Here is a 19,562-nt window from a genome sequence, read left to right on the forward strand (position 1 = left end):
GACATCGAACGACGTTACATCCCACTGAATTATCCCTGTCAATTATGTTGTTTTAGATCAACAACAAGCCGGGTATGTGGTTAACCACAATAGAGCTGCCCCCGCCACGATTTTTACACTGTAAATCATTGAGATTCTTTATTCATCACACGCAAATCAACGGCGTGACCAATGTTTCGTTGTTGCATCGTGACGGGAGAAAATATGGACAGCAGTAAACGGCAGTTTCTCCAGCAACTGGGCGTCCTGACCGCTGGCGCATCACTGGTTCCCCTCGCACAGGCCCAGTTTCCCTTTTCGCCTGAACGGCATGAAGGATCGCCCCAGCATCGCTACGGCATGCTGGTCGATCTGCGTCGATGTATCGGCTGCCAGGCCTGCACCGTGAGTTGCGCGATTGAAAACCAGACGCCGCAAGGTGAGTTTCGTACCAACGTTAATCAATATCAGGTGCAACTTGAAGGCCAGCAAAGCGTCACCAACGTCCTGCTGCCGCGCCTGTGCAACCATTGTGATAACCCCCCTTGCGTGCCGGTGTGTCCGGTGCAGGCCACCTTCCAGCGCGAAGATGGCATTGTGGTTGTCGACAACACACGCTGTGTTGGCTGCGCCTACTGTGTGCAGGCCTGCCCATACGATGCACGGTTTATCAACCATGAAACGCAAACCGCCGATAAATGCACTTTTTGCGTTCATCGACTGGAAGCGGGCCTGCTCCCGGCCTGCGTAGAGTCGTGTGTTGGCGGCGCGCGCATCATCGGTGATATCAAGGATCCACACAGCCGGATTTCTCAAATGCTGCAACAACATCATGACGCCATCAAGGTCCTGAAACCGGAAAGTGGCACCTCGCCGCACGTGTTCTATCTGGGCCTGGATGAGGCCTTTGTGACACCATTAATGGGGCGTGCCCAGCCCGCGCTCTGGCAGGAGGTTTAAATGAACCCTACCTTGATTATCGAAGAGGTTCTGACGCATCCACAGGACGTAAGCTGGTTACCCTGGGCTGTGCAATATTTCTTTTTTATCGGCATTGCCGCCTGCGCCGCACTGTTTGCCTGTGCGCTTCACTGGCGCAAACAAGAGACGCCGGAACTGGAAAACCTGACGCTGTTAATCGCCCTGACCTGCGCGATTACCGCGCCGCTGGCGCTGACCGCTGATTTACACCAGACCGCTCGTGTCTGGCATTTCTACGCCTTTCCGACGCCATGGTCGTGGATGCCGTGGGGCGCGCTGTTTTTACCGCTATTCACCGGGTTTTTAGGGCTGTGGTTTATCGCACAACAGGTTAAGCGATTAACCGCAAAAAGTTACAGCGTCACTAAATGGTTGGCCGTGGGAAGTGCGCTATCGGCGATTGGACTGTTGGTCTATACAGGTCGCGAGGTCTCGATTGTCGAGGCGCGTCCGATCTGGTTCAGCTACGCCTTCCCGGTAGCGATGTTCCTCAGTGCCCTGCAAACGTTCCTTGCCCTGCTTATCGCCACGGTGAAAAACGCAGGGACAACATTACCGCGCAAACTGGCATGGGGACAGATAGCCACGCTGTGCGCGCTGGCTATCGTGGTGGTGATATGGGCTAGTGGCAACACGCTATCGGGGTCAGCAATTCGCCAGTGGCTGGATGTGGCGGCTTCCGCGCGACATTACGCCATCGGCTGGATTGCACTTTGGGTTACCTCACTGGGCGTTTGCGCCCTGGTGTTACGCCATCCGTTATCACTGCCATTACGTATTTCGCTGGCAATAAGTGCAATGGCATTGTGCTGGCTAATGCGCTGGACATTACTCATTCAGGTACAGACCGTACCGAAATTTAACGCCCAGTTTAATCCCTATACCCTGCCCGGTGGCACAGATGGCTGGCTGGCTATTCTTGGCACTTTTGGCCTGTGGGTCGCACTGATCATTATGGTTCGTGAAGCCCTGAACGCGATCGCAAGGAGAATGCAACATGGCTAATTTAACTCGTCGTCAGTGGCTTAAAGTTGGTCTAGCCGTCGGGGGCATGGTGACCTTCGGCCTGAGTTATCGGGACGTGGCAAAGCGTGCGATTGATGGTTTGCTTGACGGAACATCAGGAAAAATAACCCGTGACCGTATCTTTGGTAATGCACTCATCCCCGAAGCACATGCCCAAACGCGCTGGCAACAGAACCCGCAACAGGTGATCTCCATGACACAGTGTTTCGGCTGCTGGACGCAATGTGGCGTGCGTGTCCGTGTTGATAACGAACAAGGCAAAGTGTTGCGTATTGCGGGCAACCCGTACCATCCGCTATCTCACGAACACCACATTGACTCCTCTGTTCCCTTTGCCGCCGCGATGGAACAACTGGCGGGCGAAACCGGCCTTGATGCCCGCTCCACCGCTTGCGCTCGCGGTGCAACGTTACTTGAAGGCCTGTACAGCCCACTGCGTATTCTGGAGCCAATGAAACGCGTAGGTAAACGTGGGGAAGGCAAATGGCAGCGCATCAGCTTTGAGCAACTGATCAAAGAAGTGGTGGAAGGCGGCGATCTGTTTGGCGAAGGCCACGTTGACGGTCTGCGGGCGATCCACGATCCCGATACGCCGATTGATGCCCGACACCCCGGTTTCGGCCCAAAATCCAATCAGCTACTGGTCACCAATACCAGTGATGAAGGACGTGATACTTTTTTGCGTCGCTTTGCCCTGAACAGTTTCGGCAGCAAAAACTTCGGTGCCCATGGCGCATACTGTGGTCTGGCCTATCGTGCCGGATCTGGCGCGTTGATGGGCGATCTGGATAAAAATACCCACGTAAAACCCGACTGGGATAATGTCGAATTTGCGTTGTTTATGGGGACGTCTCCAGCACAATCCGGCAACCCGTTTAAACGCCAGGCACGGCAACTCGCCAGTGCCCGTTTACGTGATGACTTCCGCTATGTTGTGGTTGCACCAGCCCTACCGCTAACGACAGTGCTTGCCGACGATCGTGGGCACTGGCAGCCCGTACGCCCAGGGACGGACTCCGCTCTGGCGATGGGGATGATCCGCTGGATAATTGAAAAGCAGCGCTATAACGCTGATTACCTGGCTATTCCAGACGTACAGGCCATGAAGCAGGCCGGGGAAAAAAGCTGGACCAACGCCACCCATCTGGTCATTACCGATGAAATTCCAACGCTCGCCGGTCAGCATTTAACGCTGGCGCATTTACGCGCAGACGCCGCCAACGAACCAACAGTCATTAACGAAGCCGGAGAGATCGTCGCCGCCAGCAGTTGCCAACGTGCCCAACTGTTCATCTCCCGTGAAGTCACGCTGGCCGGGGGGCAAACGGTCACGGTAAAAAGTGGCTTCCAGTGTCTGAAAGAATCCGCTGAGAAACTGTCAATGGCGCAATACAGCCAGCAGTGTGGTGTTTCTGAGGCAGACATTGGCGCGCTGGCCGATGCTTTCACCCGTCACGGACGAAAAGCAGCAGTGATCACGCACGGTGGGATGATGGCGGGTAACGGTTTTTATAATGCCTGGTCGGTAATGATGCTCAATGCGTTGATCGGGAACCTGAGCCTCGAAGGCGGCGTGTTCGTCGGCGGCGGTAAGTTCAACGGCGCAACTGACGGCCCGCGCTACAATATGGACAGTTTTGCCGGGAAGGTGAAACCTAAAGGTCTGAGCATCGCCCGCAGCAAGACAGCCTATGAGTCTTCCGAAGAGTACCGCAACAAAGTCGCCGCCGGGCAATCGCCCTTCCCGGCCAAAGCGCCCTGGTATCCGTTTGTCGCAGGCCAGCTTACCGAATTGCTGGTTTCAGCACTGGAAGGTTATCCGTATCCGCTAAAGGCCTGGATCTCCAACATGACCAACCCGTTTTATGGGATTGCGGGCTTACGCGGTGTGGCAGAAGAAAAGCTAAAAGATCCTGCACGTTTGCCGCTGTTTATCGCGATTGATGCGTTCATGAACGAAACAACCGCGCTGGCGGATTACATCGTACCGGACACGCATAACTTTGAAAGCTGGGGATTCAGCGCCCCATGGGCCGGTGTCGCCAGTAAAGCCACCACCGCCCGCTGGCCCGTGGTCAGGCCCGCTACCCGCCAGACCGCTGACGGTCAACCAGTCTCAATGGAGGCTTTCTGCATCGCGGTGGCAAAACGCATTGGTCTCCCCGGCTTTGGTGACAATGCCATTGCCGACCCGCAGGGCAATCAGTATCCGCTCAACCGCGCCGAAGATTATTATCTGCGGCTGGCCGCCAACATTGCTTTTATGGGCAAAACGCCTGTGGCGGAGGCACAGGAAGAGGATATCGCGCTGACCGGGGTGCAACGAATCTTGCCGGTGATGACCCAAACGTTAAAAACCGATGAGGTGAGTCGCGTGGCGTTTATCTATTCGCGCGGTGGCCGTTTTGCGCCAGATAACAGTGGTCGGGTCGATAACCGCGTCGGCAATGCGTGGGAAAAACCGCTGCAAATATGGAATGCGGATGTCGCTGCACACCGTCATGCGATTACCGGCGAGCGCTACAGCGGCTGTCCGGCGTGGTATCCTTCGCGCCTCTCTGATGGACGTGCGGTTGAGGAGTTGTTCCCGGAACAAGAGTGGCCGTTGAAACTGATTTCCTTTAAATCGAATACCATGTCCAGCGCCACAGCGGTGATCCCGCGCCTGCATCATCTGAAGCCGGTTAATCTGGTGGCGCTTAACCCGCAGGACGGCAAGCGCTATGGTTTATCTCACGGCGATACCGTTCGCATCACCACGCCGGGCGGGCAGGTTGAAGCGCAAATCAGCTTACTGCAGGGCGTGATGCCTGGGGTAATCGCAATTGAGCATGGCTATGGACATAAAGAAATGGGCGCTGCGCAGCATACGCTCGACGGTGAGCCGATGCCGTTTGATAAAAAGATAAAGTCGGGAATCAATATCAACGATCTGGGCTTTGCGGATCCGACACGAAAGGTGGCCAACACCTGGCTGGATTGGGTTTCAGGAGCCGCTGTGCGTCAGGGGTTGCCAGCGAGAATTGAGCGTATTTAACTTTAGCGCCGGATGGCAACGCTAATGCGTTTTATCCGGCCTACATGACGTTGTAGGCCGGGTAATGCAAAATCGCCACTCGGCATTTTGACTATCAGTTATTAACCGGGATCACCGCGCCTTTATATTTGGTACGGATCCAGTCCTGGATCTCTTTGGAGTGCAGCACATCAACCAGCGCCACGATATCCTTTTTCTTCTCGTCACCGCGATGCACGGTAATGATATTGGCATACGGGTTGTTTTCACCGCTTTCTACGGCAATCGGATCTTTCACTGGATCCAGTCCGGCGTCGATTGCGTAGTTGGCGTTAATCACCACCGCATCCCCTTCTTCATTGTTATACATCTGCGGTAACAGCGCCGCTTCCACGTTAGGTAAGAACTTCAACTTTTTCGGGTTCTCTACGATGTCGCTAATGCGCGCCGTCACTTTATCCACACCCGGCTTCAGCTTGATCACACCCTCTTTTTCAAAAATCGACAGAATACGACCTTCTTCAGATACCGCATCACGCATGATCACCTTGCCACCTTCCGGCAGATCCTTCAGTGACTTCACCTTTTTCGAATAGATACCAATCGGCTCAATATGAATCGCCCCTGCGCTGACGAAATCATAGGATTTGTCGCCAGCATGATCTTTAATCACGCTATTCAGGTACGGGATATGCTGGAAGTAGTTAGCGTCAATCTCACGACCCGCCAGCGCGGTGTTCGGCAGAATGTAGTCCTGGAATGGTTTAATCTCCAGGTCTATCCCTTGCTTCGCCAGTATAGGCTTAGCCTGCTCGAGGATCTCTGCATGCGGCACGTTGGACGCGCCAACGGTCAGCGTATCTGCCCACGAGGCAAAGCTCAGGGCGCTTAAGGTTGCAGCTGCGAGTAATGTCAGTGATTTTTTCATGATGATGGTTTCCGTATTTTATTAGCGTTTATCTAACAGAGAGGTGATCACATCGCCGCAAAGCTGAATGATGAAGACGATGAGCAGAATCGTTACCGTCGCCACCAGCGTGACGTCGCTGTGGTTGCGCTGGAATCCTTCCAGATAAGCCAGGTTCCCTAAACCACCGGCACCAATCACCCCCGCCATCGCGCTGTAGCTAACCAGTGCAATCAGCGTCACGGTGATCCCGGACACCAGAGCGGGTGAGGATTCCGGCAGTAAAACCCGAAAAACAAGCGTCGTCAGACGTGCGCCCATCGAGCGCGTCGCTTCAATAACGCCTTTATCGACTTCACGCAGGGCGATTTCGACCAGGCGTGCGTAAAAAGGTGCAGCCCCCACAATCAACGCGGGCAACGCGGCATTGGCGCCGAGAATGGTGCCTACGATCGTTTTGGTAAACGGTATTAGCAATACGATCAGAATGATGAACGGGATCGAGCGGAAAATATTGACCACCAGCGAGATCGCGCTATACAAGGCGCGGTTCTGGAATAGTCCACCGCGAGCGGTCAGGAATAGCGCCAGCCCGAGTGCAATCCCAAGGACAAACGTTGCAGCGCCAGAAAGTGCCGTCATATAGAGCGTTTCCTGGGTCGCTGCCAGCAGTTGGTCCCACTTCAGATGGGGAAACAGATCTTCAGGCATGTTGAATCACCTCGCCTTCAATGTCGCTCTGGCGCAGGTCGGCCAAAATATTGTTCAATTGTTCCTCAGAGGCCACAACGTGCACCCAGAGCTGACCAAACACACCGTGCGCGGTTTGCGTCATCTTGCCGTGCAAAATGTTAAACGGCAGGCCATAGCGTAAGGTCAATTCGCCAACCACTGGCCGATGCGTACGTTGCCCGGTAAACGTAAGCCTGATCACCACGCCGCCAAGTTCGCTGGCCAGCTGCGGGTTGAATTCGTCTTCCTCGGCATATTGACTCACCTGACGAACGAACTGTCGGGTGATCGGTTGCTGTGGATGGGTAAAGACAGTAAGTACATCGCCCTCTTCAACCACCCTGCCGTTTTCCATTACCGCGACGCGATCGCAGATCTTGCGTACCACGTGCATTTCATGGGTGATCAGCACGATGGTTAATTTGAAGCGACGGTTAATATCGAGCAGTAACTCCAGAATCTGATCGGTAGTTTGCGGATCCAGGGCTGACGTAGCCTCGTCACAGAGCAGTACATCAGGATTATTCGCCAGCGCGCGGGCGATCCCTACGCGCTGCTTTTGGCCGCCACTGAGCTGCGATGGATACGCATTTTCGCGACCGCTCAGACCGACAAGGGTAATCAGCTCGGCCACTCGCGCCTTAATCATCGCTTTCGGCGCACCGGCAATTTGCATAGAGAAAGCGATATTTTCACTGACGGTGCGTGACCACAGTAAATTAAAGTGCTGAAACACCATGCTGATTTTCAACCGTGCCTGACGCAACGATTCCCCGCGGGCGGCGGAAATATCCTGACCGTTAATCGTCACGCTACCGGAGGACGGTTTTTCCAGACCATTGAGCAAACGTATTAAGGTGCTTTTTCCCGCCCCGCTGTAACCAATGATCCCGTAAATCTGCCCCTGCTCAACCGTCAGGTTGACATCATCGACAGCGGTAATAGAAAGCCTGCCTGGCGTAAACACTTTCGAAATATTTTTCAGGACAATCATGTCGTTTGGGTATCCGCTGCTGCTTATTGTTATCCTGCTAGTGCTTTTGGCTGTTTAGCAGTATGGATGTCCAAATGAGTGTAATCAGCGAGATTGACTTTTAAAATGAATTAAAACGAATTTGATATAACTTTTAGAAATATGAAGACATTCGAGCCGGGATGACAGGATAACCCTCATCTGAGAGGACAAATGCAGGTTGTTGCGCAACAAACCTCGACGGTGGACAACCTCTTTATCCATACCTATGAACAAATTAGTGAATATTTCTTGTGAAACTGCACAGAACTCTTTTGAAACGCTGTTTCCATTTTCCTTTTTGATAATTTTCAGCGTATAATGCGCGCCAATTGTCTCTTGAATGGTTTCAGCACATTGACCTGTAAAACTCAACGACTACAAAACTCACCATCCCGTTGGGCTGAAACGCAAGCACACATTCCTCTGCACGCTTTATCGATGTCACCTATTCTTAGAGCGAGGCATCACAACTTTCGTAACTCAGGTTTAGCTTTCCATCCGTGCGCGATGGAAGCCAGATTTCCATATCCTTCTCAACTTAAAGACTAAGACTGTCATGAAAAAGACGAAAATTGTTTGCACCATCGGTCCGAAAACCGAATCCGAAGAGATGTTAACCAAAATGCTGGACGCGGGCATGAACGTCATGCGTCTGAACTTCTCCCACGGTGATTACGCAGAACACGGTCAGCGCATCAAGAATTTGCGCAACGTCATGAGCAAAACCGGTAAAAAAGCCGCTATTCTGCTCGACACCAAAGGTCCGGAAATCCGTACCATTAAGCTGGAAGGCGGCAACGACGTTTCTCTGAAAGCGGGGCAGACCTTCACTTTCACTACCGACAAATCTGTTGTGGGCAACAATGAAATCGTTGCTGTTACCTATGAAGGCTTCACTAAAGACCTGTCCGTCGGTAACACCGTTCTGGTCGACGATGGTTTGATCGGCATGGAAGTTACCGCTATCGAAGGTAACAAAGTTATTTGTAAAGTGCTGAACAACGGCGACCTGGGCGAAAACAAAGGCGTTAACCTGCCGGGCGTTTCCATTGCCCTGCCAGCACTGGCTGAAAAAGACAAACAAGACCTGATCTTCGGTTGCGAACAAGGCGTTGACTTCGTTGCAGCCTCCTTTATCCGTAAACGTTCTGACGTCGTTGAAATCCGCGAGCACCTGAAAGCGCACGGCGGCGAAAACATCCAGATCATCTCCAAAATCGAAAACCAGGAAGGCCTGAACAACTTCGACGAAATCCTCGAAGCGTCTGACGGCATCATGGTTGCTCGTGGCGATATGGGCGTTGAGATCCCGGTTGAAGAAGTTATCTTCGCGCAGAAAATGATCATCGAAAAATGTATCCGCGCACGTAAAGTCGTTATCACTGCGACCCAGATGCTGGACTCCATGATCAAAAACCCGCGTCCGACCCGTGCTGAAGCTGGTGACGTTGCTAACGCCATCCTGGACGGTACCGACGCAGTCATGCTGTCTGGTGAGTCTGCAAAAGGTAAATACCCGCTGGAAGCCGTCACCATCATGGCGACCATCTGTGAGCGTACTGACCGCGTGATGACCAGCCGTCTGGACTTCAACAACGACAGTCGCAAACTGCGCATCACCGAAGCCGTTTGCCGTGGCGCGGTTGAAACTGCAGAAAAACTGGATGCTCCGCTGATCGTCGTCGCAACCCAGGGCGGTAAATCTGCTCGCGCAGTACGTAAATACTTCCCGGATGCCACCATCCTGGCGCTGACCACCAACGAAACTACCGCGCGTCAGCTGGTGCTGAGCAAAGGCGTTGTTGCACAGGTGGTTAAAGAAATCAGCTCTACCGATGATTTCTATCGCCTGGGTAAAGAAGTTGCTCTGGAAAGCGGTCTGGCACAGAAAGGTGACGTTGTGGTGATGGTTTCCGGTGCGCTGGTTCCGAGCGGCACCACCAATACGGCATCTGTTCACGTGCTGTAATAATTCCATCGCGAATTAATTTGCTTAAAAAGCGCCCTTGCGGCGCTTTTTTATTTTCTTGATAGCCACGATTAATAAAAAATCAAATCGGATTTCACTATCCAATCCGAGATTATCTAAGATGAATCCGATGGAAGCTTTCTGTTTTCTCACGAGTTTTTAGCTGTTTTTGCACAATTCGATGCTTCTTTGAGCGAACGATCAAAAATAAGTGCATTCCCATCAAAAAAATATTCTCAACATAAAAAACTTTGTGTAATACTTGTAACGCTACATGGAGATTAACTCAATCTAGAGGGTATTAATAATGAATCGTACTAAACTGGTACTGGGCGCGGTAATCCTGGGTTCTACTCTGCTGGCAGGTTGCTCCAGCAACGCTAAAATCGATCAGCTGTCTTCTGACGTTCAGACTCTGAACGCTAAAGTTGACCAGCTGAGCAACGACGTGAACGCAATGCGTTCCGACGTTCAGGCTGCTAAAGATGACGCAGCTCGCGCTAACCAGCGTCTGGACAACGCAGCTACTAAATACCGTAAGTAATAGTATCTGTGTAATAGAAATGGCGCACATTGTGCGCCATTTTTTTTGCTCTGAATTTCCCTTCCCTGCTATTGCGTTACGCGTACCTCTGCATCCCCTCCTGGTACGCCATTACGCGCAGACTTCACTTCTGGCCCATTGCTCGCGACCGATGCTTGCCCGGCAGTGACGGTGACCGGATAACCTGCACGACGATACAACGCCCGTTCCACCAGACTGTTATCCACCGCTTTATTGTCTTTAAACTGGGTAAAGCCGGCTGGTAGCACATACGGCATGGTCTGGACGTTTTGTTCCTCTTCCGGTGACAATGGCCTGTGCACCTCAACATAGCGCATACCATTTGGCTCGACGGCGTACTTTATCGGCTCGTTGATCACTCTGACAGGCGTACCTGGCCGCACCTGCTCGAACAACGCTTTGATGTCCGGTGCATTCATGCGAATACAGCCGGAACTCACACGCAGGCCCACGCTGTCCGGCGCGCTGGTGCCATGGATCAGGTATTCACCGTTTCCATGCGCCAGACGCAGTGCAAAGCGCCCTAACGGATTATTTGGCCCCGCAGGCACTACCGGCGGTAATGTTATGCCGCGCTCCAGAGAGCGTTTACGGATGCCCGGTGTAGGGGTCCAGGTCGGATTGGGGATTTTCTGACCAACCCGCGTTTCCATTACCGGCGTTTCCAGCCCCTGCAAACCGATACCAATCGGGAATACCTGAACACTATTCTCTCCCGGCGGGAAGTAATACAGACGCAGTTCCGCCAGATTCACAATAATGCCTTCGCGTGGCGCATCTGGTAGCAATAATTGCGAGGGAATAGTAATCAGCGTTCCGGGTTTAGGGACGGGGGCAATAGTATTATTGGCTTCAAGGATCAGCATTGCGGCGGTATCAAACTTACGGGCAATCGCCTGTAGGTTTTTATCGCCTTCCTGCACGGTGTAGGTTTGATTTTGCCCGACAAGACGGCTGTTAGCCTGTGGCAAAGGATAATCGACCGCCCAGGCGGCCTGAATAGCGCTGTAGGCGCCGATCAGCATTAACGTAATAACAGACGCGCGTTTCATACTCACTCACCCCCCTGGCGTTGTTGCCGGATGACGGCAAACGTCCGATCCGGCCTACGAGTCATTGCGATGCCTTGCACGGAATCATTCCAGTCAGCCTGAAAGATGACGTGTTTTATCAGTTTAGCTAAGAGTTGCGGCTTTGGTGCGGATCGCCCGTATCATCGCTTCCAGTCCCTGTGAACGTGAAGGTGTGAGATGCTGTGCGAGCGCCATTTTTTCGAACCACGGACGCACATCAAAATTCACAATATCCTGAGCCGTCATCCGGTCATACAAAATGAAGACGACGGCGATAAGTCCTTTCACAATTGCCGCATCACTGTCGCCCTGTAATTCAATAATACCTTCAGCATTCTGCCGCATAACAATCCATACCTGACTTTGACATCCCTGAATGCTATTTTCCGGGCAGCGATCGTCGGCAGTTAATTCCGGCAGGCGCTGACCCAGTTCAATGATGTACAGGTATTTCTCTTCCCAATTAGCGCAACGCAGAAAATTACGCAACAGTTTTTCTTTATCCGGTAGCGCAGCCATAATGCCTCCCTGTTATCCCAGCAAGTGATGAATACGCTTGAGTCCCGTCACCAGGCGATCCACTTCTTCATGGGTGTTATACATGGCAATGGAAGCCCGGCACATCGCGGGAACGTGATAATAAGCCATCAATGGCATAGCGCAGTGATGCCCAGTCCGCACTGCAATTCCATAGTTATCAAGAAAGCTACCGACGTCATACGCGTGATGTTTGCCGAGGTTAAACGCAATCACGCCCAGACGGTTTTCCGGGCCGTAGAGCGTCAGATCAGGTACCTCCGCCAGTTGCTCCAGCGCATAGCGCATCATGAACTGTTCATATTCGCTGATTTCACTAAGCCCCAGCGCGCTAACATATTCAATGGCCGCTCCCAGACCGATAATCCCTCCGGTGTTCGGCGTTCCGGCTTCAAAACGCCAGGGGGCTTTAGCCCACGTCGTTCCCTGGCTCAGACTGACGGTTGCTATCATCGAGCCACCGCCTTCCCACGGTGGCATTTCCTGCAGCAGCGACTCTCTGGCATACAACACGCCAATGCCGGTGGGTCCATACAGCTTATGTCCGGAGAAGACATAAAAGTCGCAATCCAGCGCCTGCACGTCCACCGGGTGGTGCATGACCGCCTGCGCGCCGTCTACCAGCACTTTTGCGCCGTACTGATGCGCCAGCGCGATCATCTCCGGCAGCGGATTTTCAGTGCCCAGCACATTAGATACGTGGGTAATGGCCAACAGTTGCGTACGGTCATCAAACAGCGTCGGTAGCGTTTCCAGTTGCAACGTCCCGTCGGCATTCAGTGGGATAACACGCAGTTCCGCACCTACACGGGCGCACAGCATCTGCCAGGGGACAATATTGGCGTGGTGTTCCATTTCACTGATGATGATGTTATCACCCGCCCGAACATTGCTATTGCCCCAGCTGTTCGCCACCAGGTTGATGCCCTCCGTCGTACCGCGAACAAACACCAGCTCTTCGGCTGAACGCGCGTTAATAAACAATGACGCCAGCTTACGGACATTCTCCATTTTTTCCGTTGCCTGAGCGCTGAGCGTATGAATCCCCCGATGGACAGCCGCATAGCCATGCCGATAAAACTCTGCCTCGGCATCAATCACCTGGTTGGGCTTTTGCGCACTGGCAGCACTGTCGAGGTAAGCCAGCGGTAAGCCGTTGACCTCACGCGTCAGGACCGGAAAATCGGCCCGTACTTTTTCAATGGGAAATGTCATGCTACGCCTCCCGGCAGACGTTGGGCTATCCGCGCCAGTACCTGTTGTTTCAGCGTTTCATCGCTCAGAGCTTCCGTCAGTTCAGCGGCAAACGCGTAGAGAATCATCTGTTGGGCATCCTGCTGGCCAATCCCACGCGAACGCAGATAGAACATCTGTTCATCGTCGATCCGCCCTACCGTCGCCCCGTGGCTGCATTTCACGTCATCAGCGTAGATTTCCAGTTGCGGCCTGGTATCCACTTCCGCCAGTTTACCGAGCAGCAAATTATTGTTGGTCATCTGACCATCGGTTTTAATGGCATGCTGCGCCACGTTAATCAGGCCATTAAACACCGCCCGGCCTTTATCGCTGACAATCGTTTTATGTAACTGGCGGCTGTTGCAATACCCCTTATTGTGTTCAAGCCAGGTTCGGGTATCGCAAACTTCATTTTTCACCGGCATCGCCAGACTGTTAATCCGCAGTGTGCTGTTCTCCCCATTAAGCTGGGTACTGGTGTTATGGCGTAATACCGCACCACCGAGTAAGAAGCTGTAGCTCACCGCCGTCGCATCTGCCCCTAACTGGATATCGTTATGCGCGAAATGGTGGCTAACCGGATTCTCAAACGCCAGTTTGATATGGTGAAAATGGGCATTTGCCGCCACGTTCATCGTTAAGCGTGCACCGGTAAAATGTCGATGCGCATTCAGGCTAACATAGTGCTCAATGACGGTAGCCTCTGCACCTTCGGCCAGTTCAAGATGGTGACGATAGTGCGCGGTATTCACCTCATCACCTGCCAGCCCCTGGGTGATGTGCATCAACAGCAGCGGTTTCGCTGGACGTTGATATCGTTTGACCTGAATGTGCGTGACGCTGCGTGAGAGGCTTTCGGTCAGATGCAGGAACACCTCTGGCTGGATAGCCGCAGGGAGCGCCTGACGCGCATCATCAACGGTAATGTCAAAACCGCTACCTTCTGTGCTGTCGCTCAGCGTTGGAGAGAATTGCCCGTCGACAAATACCAGTCGTATGGCATCAATAGCCGGTGCCAACGCTTCACACTGGGCTGACGTTATCTCAGCAACATCACTGACAAACTGGCTGTTGGTTAACCCTTCCAGCGGCGTGTATTTCCAGTCCTCATGTTTACGCGTCGGCAACCCCAGCCGCAACATCTGTTGCAGGTGTTGTTGCGCATGCTGTGAGCGACGCTCACCCTGCGCTTCAAACAGATGATGCCACTGCTGGAGCACGTTACTGCTGTTCACTAAGCCAGCCATACCCTTGCTCCTCCAGCTGTTTAACCAACGTAAAATCACCGGACTTCACAATGCGCCCCTGGTAGAGAACGTGGACGTAATCGGGTTTGATATAGTCGAGGATTCGCTGGTAGTGGGTGACGATAATAAATGAGCGTTGCCCGTCGCGTAGCGAGTTCACGCCGTCGGCGACGATTTTCAGCGCATCGATATCCAGCCCGGAGTCCGACTCATCCAGAATGCACAACTGAGGCTCCAGCACCGCCATTTGCAAAATGTCATTACGCTTTTTCTCACCGCCGGAAAAACCAACGTTGACCGAACGCGTGAGCAAATCTTCCGGCATCTTCAGCAACGCAATTTTTTCTTCCATCAGATCCTGGAAGTCAAACCTGTCCAGTGACTCTTCGCCACGGTAGGTGCGTACCGCATTCAGCGCCGTTTGCAGGAAAAACTGATTACTGACGCCGGGGATTTCCACCGGATACTGGAATGCCATGAAGATCCCTTCACCGGCCCGGTCTTCCGGCGACAATTCCAGTAAATCCTTACCGTTGAATTCTACCGTCCCGCCGGTGACTTCATAGTCATCACGTCCGGCCAGGGTGGCGGAAAGCGTACTTTTCCCGGAACCATTTGGCCCCATAATGGCGTGCACTTCTCCGGGGCGAATTTCAAGACTCAGCCCACGCAGGATCGCCTTATCTTCCACACTGACCTGTAAATCTTTGATGCTTAACATGTGCTTTCCTTAAATTTTAACCGACGCTGTGTTCAAGACTTATGGCGAGAAGTTTTTGCGCTTCCACGGCAAATTCCAGCGGCAGTTCAGAGAACACGTCTTTACAGAAACCATTCACGATCATCGAAATGGCATCCTCTTCGCTGATACCGCGCTGCAGGCAGTAAAACAGCTGATCTTCGCCAATGCGCGACGTCGTGGCTTCATGTTCGAGCTGGGCGCTGTTGTTACGACACTCCACATATGGGAATGTGTGCGCTCCGCAATCCGCCCCGATCAGCATCGAATCACATTGGGTATAGTTGCGGGCGTTAGTGGCGGTAGGCATAATTTTCACTAAGCCGCGGTAGCTGTTCTGGCTATGTCCGGCGGAGATCCCTTTCGAGATAATGGTCGATTTCGTGTTCTTGCCAATGTGGATCATTTTGGTGCCGGTATCGGCCTGCTGATGACCGCTGGTCAGCGCAACGGAGTAGAATTCGCCGATCGAATTATCACCACGCAAAATGCAGCTCGGGTACTTCCAGGTAATGGCTGAACCGGTCTCTGACTGCGTCCATGACATTTTGCTGTTTTCGCCTTCACACAGCGCACGTTTGGTCACGAAATTCAGGATGCCGCCAGTATTGCCATCGCCGGGGAACCAGTTTTGTACCGTTGAATACTTCACCTCAGCATCTTTATGGATGATCACTTCAACCACCGCCGCATGCAGCTGGTAACTGTCACGTACCGGCGCCGAACAACCTTCGATATAGCTGACGTAACTCCCCTCATCCGCCACCAGAATCGTGCGTTCAAACTGTCCGGTTTTTTCTGCATTGATACGGAAATAGGTCGACAGTTCCATTGGGCAACGCACGCCTTTCGGCACATAAATAAACGTGCCGTCTGATGCTACCGCCGCATTCAGCGCGGCAAAGAAATTGTCATTCCCCGGGACGACGGTACCGAGGTATTTTTTTACCAGTTCAGGATGATCGTGGATGGCTTCGCCGAACGAGCAGAAAATAATACCCTGTTCCGCCAGCTTATCGCGGTAGGTCGTTGCGACTGACACCGAATCGAAAATGGCATCCACCGCCACCTCTTTGCCTTCACGGACCGGTACGCCAAGCTGCTCGAACGCGTCCTCAACCTCTTTGCTTAAAAATGCATTCGCGCCCGTTTGTTGCACCGCGCCCGGTTCAGAGGCGCAGGTTTCATCACAATTACCGCAAGAAGGTGCAGAGTAATAGCTGTAATCCTGGTAGTTCAGTTTGTCATAGTGCGCTTTTAGCCAGTGTGGTTCTTCCATCGTCAGCCACGCGTTAAACGCATTCAGACGGAATTCCAGCATCCAGTCGGGTTCATTTCGTTTTGCCGAAATCGCGCGCACGACCTCTTCGTTGATCCCTTTGGCCAGCTCATCGGTTTTGAGTTGGGTAAAGAACCCCTCTTTGTAATTGAGGTGCCCGCCAGCCCAGGTGTTGACATCGTCAGTTGCTTCAGTATTACGAGACATAGTACCGCCTATACCCCAAAGCTTTCGCCACAGCCACATTCGTTCTGGGCTTTCGGGTTATGAAATTTAAATAACTGATTTAATCCTTCACGCACGAAATCGACTTCAGTTCCATCGATAAACGGCATCGCCTGTAAAGGCACATACAGTCTGGCGCCATCCGTTTCAAACAGAAGATCGTCTTTCTCAGGTTGCTTGACGGTGTCCAGCACATAGCCGAATCCCGCGCACCCGGTTTGTTTCACGCCTAACCGCACACCCAACATATCGGGTTGCCTTGCCACCAGTTCACGGATATGCGCCGCTGCCGCTGGCGTTAACGTCAGCCCGCGCCACGCAAAATCGTTGGGATTAAATGTTCCTGAATGCAATTCCATAGGGTTACCTCGAGTCACTAGCTTTTAAGCTATAACACCATGTTAGTGATAATGATTATCACTTCAACCCCTCAACAGCAGGGGCATTCGGGTTAACCGCCCTTTTTGACGACTTTTATTAAGCATAGACCCTGCGGCGAGGGTTAACAGGGATGGATTTTTTTATTCAATACATTGATTAATAATAGATTATGAATGTGTAATCGTTCCGGCAGGTCAAATGCTAAAAGATGTATAGATAATGTCTATTTAAGGGATAGGTGGGGATGACTACGGGGGAGCAATACGGCCCAAAGCGCATGTGGGCCATAAAAAACCCTTAAGTCTGCTTGCTGGCAGGCTTAAGGGTTCCGGCCCCATCCGGCGCTTATCTCCGGCACTCACAATGGCTTAGCTCTTGAAGGGGCGATCAGAAGAATCTCATACACTGATAAATTTTTTTTAACACAAATTGCGCTTTGACTATTTGATAAACACACTCAATCACATAGTTAGCACTGTGTCTCATTCAGTGCGTCCAGCAACAGTCGCAACCCCGCAGGCTGGTGATCGCGGGAAAGATATAAACCATAAATCGGCAGGCGTTTAGGCTGTAGTTGGGGTAGAAGTCGTATTAATCTCCCCTGCGCCAGCCCTTCTCTCGCCTCCTGCTCAGGTACCAACGCAATCCCCATCCCCGCCAGGGCGGATTCACATAGCAGTGACGAGATACCGGCGCTTAAATTACCTTTAATGGCCACAGTGACAGCTTGCCCTTGCGCATCCAGAAAATGCCATGACTTTCCGGCGAATCCGCTGTAATAAAGGCAATTATGCTGCGCAAGATCGTCGACGTTTTTTGGGATGCCATGCTGGTTAAGATAATCCACGGAGGCACATAACACCGATTCACAATCCCCTAAGCGCCGGGCAATCGTTCCGGGTTCGGGGTTTTCCGTGATGCGGATCGCCACATCGATACGTTCTCCAACCAGGCTTACCGGTTGATTGTTGATCTCAACTTCAATGCGGAGGTCAGGATAGCGAGCAAGAAACGCGGGCAGCACCGGCGCCAGAATATGTATGGCGGTAAAATGTGCACACGCCACACGTAGCGTGCCCGATGGAGTTTGCGCGAGCCCGGCGGCACCGATATCTCGCGAAAGCTGTGCCAGGGTGCGGGTTTTCACCAATGCCTCTTCACCGGCAGGCGTGATTGTCAGGCGCCGTGACGAACGATGGATAAGCCGCGCCCCGGTCCACTTTTCCATCTCATCCAGATAGCGACTGACCATCGGCCGGGAAAGCCCCAGCGCGCGTGCGGCGGCACTCAAACTGCCTAAATCACAGATATGGTTAAAAACTGTTGCCGCCATGACTCTGTCCATTGCATCCCATCCGATCGTTTTATGAAACTCAGCATGTCCTGATATGGGAATTCTAACAGATCCGAATTTCCTTAAAATACGGGAACGATCAAAAGACAATGTCCTGCACAAGGTTCCCCGTTATGAAAATCAATACACTGGCTATGCTGTTACCCCTGTTTGCCTCTTCGGCATTTGCCGCTCCACTACAGTTGGATGTCTACAATCCGCAGGAAAAGGCTATTTTCCCGGTATCTTCTACGCTGGTGTCCGGCCCGAAAGAAGCGATTTTGTTTGATGCCCAATTCAGCACCAAAGACAGTGAAAAACTGGTGCAACTGATTCGCACCAGCGGTAAGACGCTGAAAGCCATTGTGATCACGTCTGGCGATCCGGATTTCTACTTTGGCCTTGAGCCACTTGTCAAAGCCTTCCCCGGTGTCAAGGTGTTGGCTACGCCGCACGTGGTGGATCATATTCGTGCCACCAAAGAAGCCAAATTACAGTTCTGGGGCCCACAGATGAAAGATGGCGCGCCAACATCGCTCACTGTACCGCAGGCCACCACGCAAACACGCTTTACGGTTGATGGCGAAACGCTGGAATTACGCCATCCTAATGACTATGCGGCGTATGTCTGGATCCCGGCGAACCGCGCCATCATTGGCGGAACCGGTATCGCTTCAGGTATTCACGTCTGGACAGCGGACACGCAGTCATCGGCAGAGCGCACGGCATGGCGAAACGTGCTGAGTGAAATGCAGCAATTACATCCCACTCAGGTGATTCCCGGTCATTATATTGGTGAACGCCCGACGGGTGATAAAGCGATTCACTTCACCCAGGATTATTTGCAGTCGTTTGAGCAGGCGCTGGGCGCGAAAAAAGGTTCAGCCTACGTGATAAAAACAATGACCGCAGCGTGGCCGGGCCTTGCAGACGAAAGCTCTCTGGAGCTGAGTGCGAAAGTGAATACCGGTGAGATGAAGTGGTAAACAAGGTTTAAGGCAAAAAATAACCCCGAACACATGTGTCGGGGTTTTTATTACGACAGGCATACCGGAATCAATGAACGCCCAGGCGCCAGGCAAAATAGATCTCTTCTTTCAGTTCAGTCGAAGAGAGCGTTAATAAATCGGCAAACTCCAGCTCTAATTGTTTCAATCTTTTCAGGTACTGAGCTGGTGAAAGATCGGTTTTATCACGACGTAAAAATTCTATTGCCAGTTGGGCCGGGTCTAATTGGGTAGACATATCATCCTCGCTTGTGTTCAGAACCTGCACAGTATAACACCATTACCTGCGCAAATAATGACCAAACTCAACATGCA

19 protein-coding genes are annotated in these 19,562 nt (G+C 52.4%); 7 read left to right on the top strand and 12 right to left on the bottom strand.

Annotation, left to right across the window (positions count from 1 at the left end; translation table 11 throughout):
- Nucleotides 1-204: 204 nt before the first annotated feature.
- Genes ttrB through ttrA form a run of 3 tightly spaced genes read left to right on the top strand, consistent with a single transcriptional unit; the run spans nucleotide 205 to nucleotide 5,023 of the window.
- Nucleotides 205-939 (top strand): tetrathionate reductase subunit TtrB, encoded by a 735-nt coding sequence (ttrB, locus tag G8S19_RS12245; RefSeq protein WP_005122827.1) that lies wholly within the window; start codon nucleotides 205-207, stop codon nucleotides 937-939.
- Nucleotides 940-1,965: a tetrathionate reductase subunit TtrC gene (gene ttrC / locus G8S19_RS12250; RefSeq protein ID WP_124021728.1), complete on the top strand. Its 1,026-nt coding sequence runs from the start codon at nucleotides 940-942 to the stop codon at nucleotides 1,963-1,965.
- Nucleotides 1,958-5,023 carry a tetrathionate reductase subunit TtrA gene (ttrA, locus tag G8S19_RS12255; protein ID WP_253685239.1) on the top strand — a complete coding sequence of 1,022 codons (3,066 nt, stop codon included), beginning with the start codon at nucleotides 1,958-1,960 and terminating at the stop codon, nucleotides 5,021-5,023. Before ttrC ends, ttrA begins: the two co-directional genes overlap by 8 nt.
- A gap of 94 nt (nucleotides 5,024-5,117) precedes the next feature.
- Here ttrA and G8S19_RS12260 read toward each other — a convergent pair whose 3' ends face one another.
- From G8S19_RS12260 to G8S19_RS12270, 3 genes are read right to left on the bottom strand one after another with little or no spacing between them, the layout of a single operon-like run.
- Nucleotides 5,118-5,930 carry a MetQ/NlpA family ABC transporter substrate-binding protein gene (locus G8S19_RS12260; RefSeq protein ID WP_048211834.1) on the bottom strand — a complete coding sequence of 271 codons (813 nt, stop codon included), beginning with the start codon at nucleotides 5,928-5,930 and terminating at the stop codon, nucleotides 5,118-5,120.
- 21 nt (nucleotides 5,931-5,951) lie between these two features.
- On the bottom strand, nucleotides 5,952-6,620 hold the full coding sequence (locus tag G8S19_RS12265) for a methionine ABC transporter permease (RefSeq protein WP_048211835.1): 669 nt from the start codon (nucleotides 6,618-6,620) through the stop codon (nucleotides 5,952-5,954).
- Complete coding sequence (locus G8S19_RS12270; RefSeq protein ID WP_048211836.1) at nucleotides 6,613-7,635, bottom strand: methionine ABC transporter ATP-binding protein; 1,023 nt, start codon at nucleotides 7,633-7,635, stop codon at nucleotides 6,613-6,615. Before G8S19_RS12270 ends, G8S19_RS12265 begins: the two co-directional genes overlap by 8 nt.
- Nucleotides 7,636-8,010: 375 nt before the next feature.
- Here G8S19_RS12270 and G8S19_RS12275 point away from each other — a divergent pair, with 375 nt between their 5' ends.
- The 3 genes from G8S19_RS12275 (at nucleotide 8,011) to lpp (ending at nucleotide 10,169) form a co-directional block, all read left to right on the top strand.
- On the top strand, nucleotides 8,011-8,205 hold the full coding sequence (locus G8S19_RS12275; RefSeq protein WP_245163452.1) for a hypothetical protein: 195 nt from the start codon (nucleotides 8,011-8,013) through the stop codon (nucleotides 8,203-8,205).
- 7 nt (nucleotides 8,206-8,212) lie between these two features.
- Nucleotides 8,213-9,625 (top strand): pyruvate kinase PykF, encoded by a 1,413-nt coding sequence (gene pykF, locus G8S19_RS12280; RefSeq protein ID WP_003029366.1) that lies wholly within the window; start codon nucleotides 8,213-8,215, stop codon nucleotides 9,623-9,625.
- Nucleotides 9,626-9,932: 307 nt separating this feature from the next.
- Nucleotides 9,933-10,169, top strand: a complete 237-nt coding sequence (gene lpp / locus G8S19_RS12285) for a murein lipoprotein Lpp (protein ID WP_003029373.1) — start codon at nucleotides 9,933-9,935, stop codon at nucleotides 10,167-10,169.
- Nucleotides 10,170-10,237: 68 nt separating this feature from the next.
- Here lpp and G8S19_RS12290 read toward each other — a convergent pair whose 3' ends face one another.
- The 8 genes from G8S19_RS12290 to G8S19_RS12325 form a co-directional block, all read right to left on the bottom strand.
- Nucleotides 10,238-11,242: a L,D-transpeptidase family protein gene (locus G8S19_RS12290; protein ID WP_124021726.1), complete on the bottom strand. Its 1,005-nt coding sequence runs from the start codon at nucleotides 11,240-11,242 to the stop codon at nucleotides 10,238-10,240.
- A gap of 123 nt (nucleotides 11,243-11,365) precedes the next feature.
- Nucleotides 11,366-11,782, bottom strand: coding sequence for a cysteine desulfuration protein SufE (gene sufE / locus G8S19_RS12295; RefSeq protein ID WP_048211838.1), 417 nt, complete (start codon nucleotides 11,780-11,782; stop codon nucleotides 11,366-11,368).
- Nucleotides 11,783-11,794: 12 nt separating this feature from the next.
- Nucleotides 11,795-13,015 carry a cysteine desulfurase SufS gene (gene sufS, locus G8S19_RS12300; RefSeq protein WP_116360142.1) on the bottom strand — a complete coding sequence of 407 codons (1,221 nt, stop codon included), beginning with the start codon at nucleotides 13,013-13,015 and terminating at the stop codon, nucleotides 11,795-11,797.
- On the bottom strand, nucleotides 13,012-14,283 hold the full coding sequence (sufD, locus tag G8S19_RS12305; RefSeq protein ID WP_253685241.1) for a Fe-S cluster assembly protein SufD: 1,272 nt from the start codon (nucleotides 14,281-14,283) through the stop codon (nucleotides 13,012-13,014). The genes sufS and sufD overlap by 4 nt, the downstream gene beginning before the upstream one ends.
- Nucleotides 14,258-15,004 carry a Fe-S cluster assembly ATPase SufC gene (sufC, locus tag G8S19_RS12310; protein ID WP_003029383.1) on the bottom strand — a complete coding sequence of 249 codons (747 nt, stop codon included), beginning with the start codon at nucleotides 15,002-15,004 and terminating at the stop codon, nucleotides 14,258-14,260. Before sufC ends, sufD begins: the two co-directional genes overlap by 26 nt.
- 16 nt (nucleotides 15,005-15,020) lie before the next feature.
- A complete protein-coding gene (gene sufB, locus G8S19_RS12315) occupies nucleotides 15,021-16,508 on the bottom strand; it encodes a Fe-S cluster assembly protein SufB (protein WP_061067803.1) in 1,488 nt (495 codons plus the stop codon).
- A gap of 8 nt (nucleotides 16,509-16,516) precedes the next feature.
- Nucleotides 16,517-16,885, bottom strand: coding sequence for a Fe-S cluster assembly scaffold SufA (gene sufA / locus G8S19_RS12320; RefSeq protein WP_115602118.1), 369 nt, complete (start codon nucleotides 16,883-16,885; stop codon nucleotides 16,517-16,519).
- 491 nt (nucleotides 16,886-17,376) lie between these two features.
- Nucleotides 17,377-18,252: a LysR family transcriptional regulator gene (locus G8S19_RS12325; protein WP_048211843.1), complete on the bottom strand. Its 876-nt coding sequence runs from the start codon at nucleotides 18,250-18,252 to the stop codon at nucleotides 17,377-17,379.
- Nucleotides 18,253-18,374: 122 nt separating this feature from the next.
- Here G8S19_RS12325 and G8S19_RS12330 point away from each other — a divergent pair, with 122 nt between their 5' ends.
- Nucleotides 18,375-19,226: a Vmh family MBL fold metallo-hydrolase gene (locus G8S19_RS12330; protein WP_101741696.1), complete on the top strand. Its 852-nt coding sequence runs from the start codon at nucleotides 18,375-18,377 to the stop codon at nucleotides 19,224-19,226.
- A 70-nt stretch (nucleotides 19,227-19,296) separates the two neighbouring features.
- Here G8S19_RS12330 and G8S19_RS12335 read toward each other — a convergent pair whose 3' ends face one another.
- Entirely contained in the window at nucleotides 19,297-19,485 is a 189-nt protein-coding gene (locus G8S19_RS12335) for a YdiH family protein (RefSeq protein WP_005120249.1), read from the bottom strand.
- Nucleotides 19,486-19,562 lie beyond the last annotated feature (77 nt).

Origin of the sequence: Citrobacter sp. SX206 (assembly GCF_024181025.1) — a bacterium.
In the GTDB taxonomy this organism is placed as follows: Bacteria; Pseudomonadota; Gammaproteobacteria; order Enterobacterales; family Enterobacteriaceae; genus Citrobacter; species Citrobacter youngae.

Coding starts and splice junctions, on each gene's coding strand:
- G8S19_RS12330 (WP_101741696.1), top strand. CDS start 18,375: ATGAAAATCAATACACTGGCTATGCTGTTACCCCTGTTTGCCTCTTCG.
- ttrC (WP_124021728.1), top strand. CDS start 940: ATGAACCCTACCTTGATTATCGAAGAGGTTCTGACGCATCCACAGGAC.
- G8S19_RS12290 (WP_124021726.1), bottom strand. CDS start 11,242: ATGAAACGCGCGTCTGTTATTACGTTAATGCTGATCGGCGCCTACAGC.
- sufA (WP_115602118.1), bottom strand. CDS start 16,885: ATGGAATTGCATTCAGGAACATTTAATCCCAACGATTTTGCGTGGCGC.
- sufE (WP_048211838.1), bottom strand. CDS start 11,782: ATGGCTGCGCTACCGGATAAAGAAAAACTGTTGCGTAATTTTCTGCGT.
- lpp (WP_003029373.1), top strand. CDS start 9,933: ATGAATCGTACTAAACTGGTACTGGGCGCGGTAATCCTGGGTTCTACT.
- G8S19_RS12270 (WP_048211836.1), bottom strand. CDS start 7,635: ATGATTGTCCTGAAAAATATTTCGAAAGTGTTTACGCCAGGCAGGCTT.
- ttrA (WP_253685239.1), top strand. CDS start 1,958: ATGGCTAATTTAACTCGTCGTCAGTGGCTTAAAGTTGGTCTAGCCGTC.
- G8S19_RS12335 (WP_005120249.1), bottom strand. CDS start 19,485: ATGTCTACCCAATTAGACCCGGCCCAACTGGCAATAGAATTTTTACGT.
- G8S19_RS12325 (WP_048211843.1), bottom strand. CDS start 18,252: ATGGACAGAGTCATGGCGGCAACAGTTTTTAACCATATCTGTGATTTA.
- pykF (WP_003029366.1), top strand. CDS start 8,213: ATGAAAAAGACGAAAATTGTTTGCACCATCGGTCCGAAAACCGAATCC.
- sufS (WP_116360142.1), bottom strand. CDS start 13,015: ATGACATTTCCCATTGAAAAAGTACGGGCCGATTTTCCGGTCCTGACG.
- sufD (WP_253685241.1), bottom strand. CDS start 14,283: ATGGCTGGCTTAGTGAACAGCAGTAACGTGCTCCAGCAGTGGCATCAT.
- ttrB (WP_005122827.1), top strand. CDS start 205: ATGGACAGCAGTAAACGGCAGTTTCTCCAGCAACTGGGCGTCCTGACC.
- G8S19_RS12260 (WP_048211834.1), bottom strand. CDS start 5,930: ATGAAAAAATCACTGACATTACTCGCAGCTGCAACCTTAAGCGCCCTG.
- G8S19_RS12265 (WP_048211835.1), bottom strand. CDS start 6,620: ATGCCTGAAGATCTGTTTCCCCATCTGAAGTGGGACCAACTGCTGGCA.
- sufB (WP_061067803.1), bottom strand. CDS start 16,508: ATGTCTCGTAATACTGAAGCAACTGACGATGTCAACACCTGGGCTGGC.
- sufC (WP_003029383.1), bottom strand. CDS start 15,004: ATGTTAAGCATCAAAGATTTACAGGTCAGTGTGGAAGATAAGGCGATC.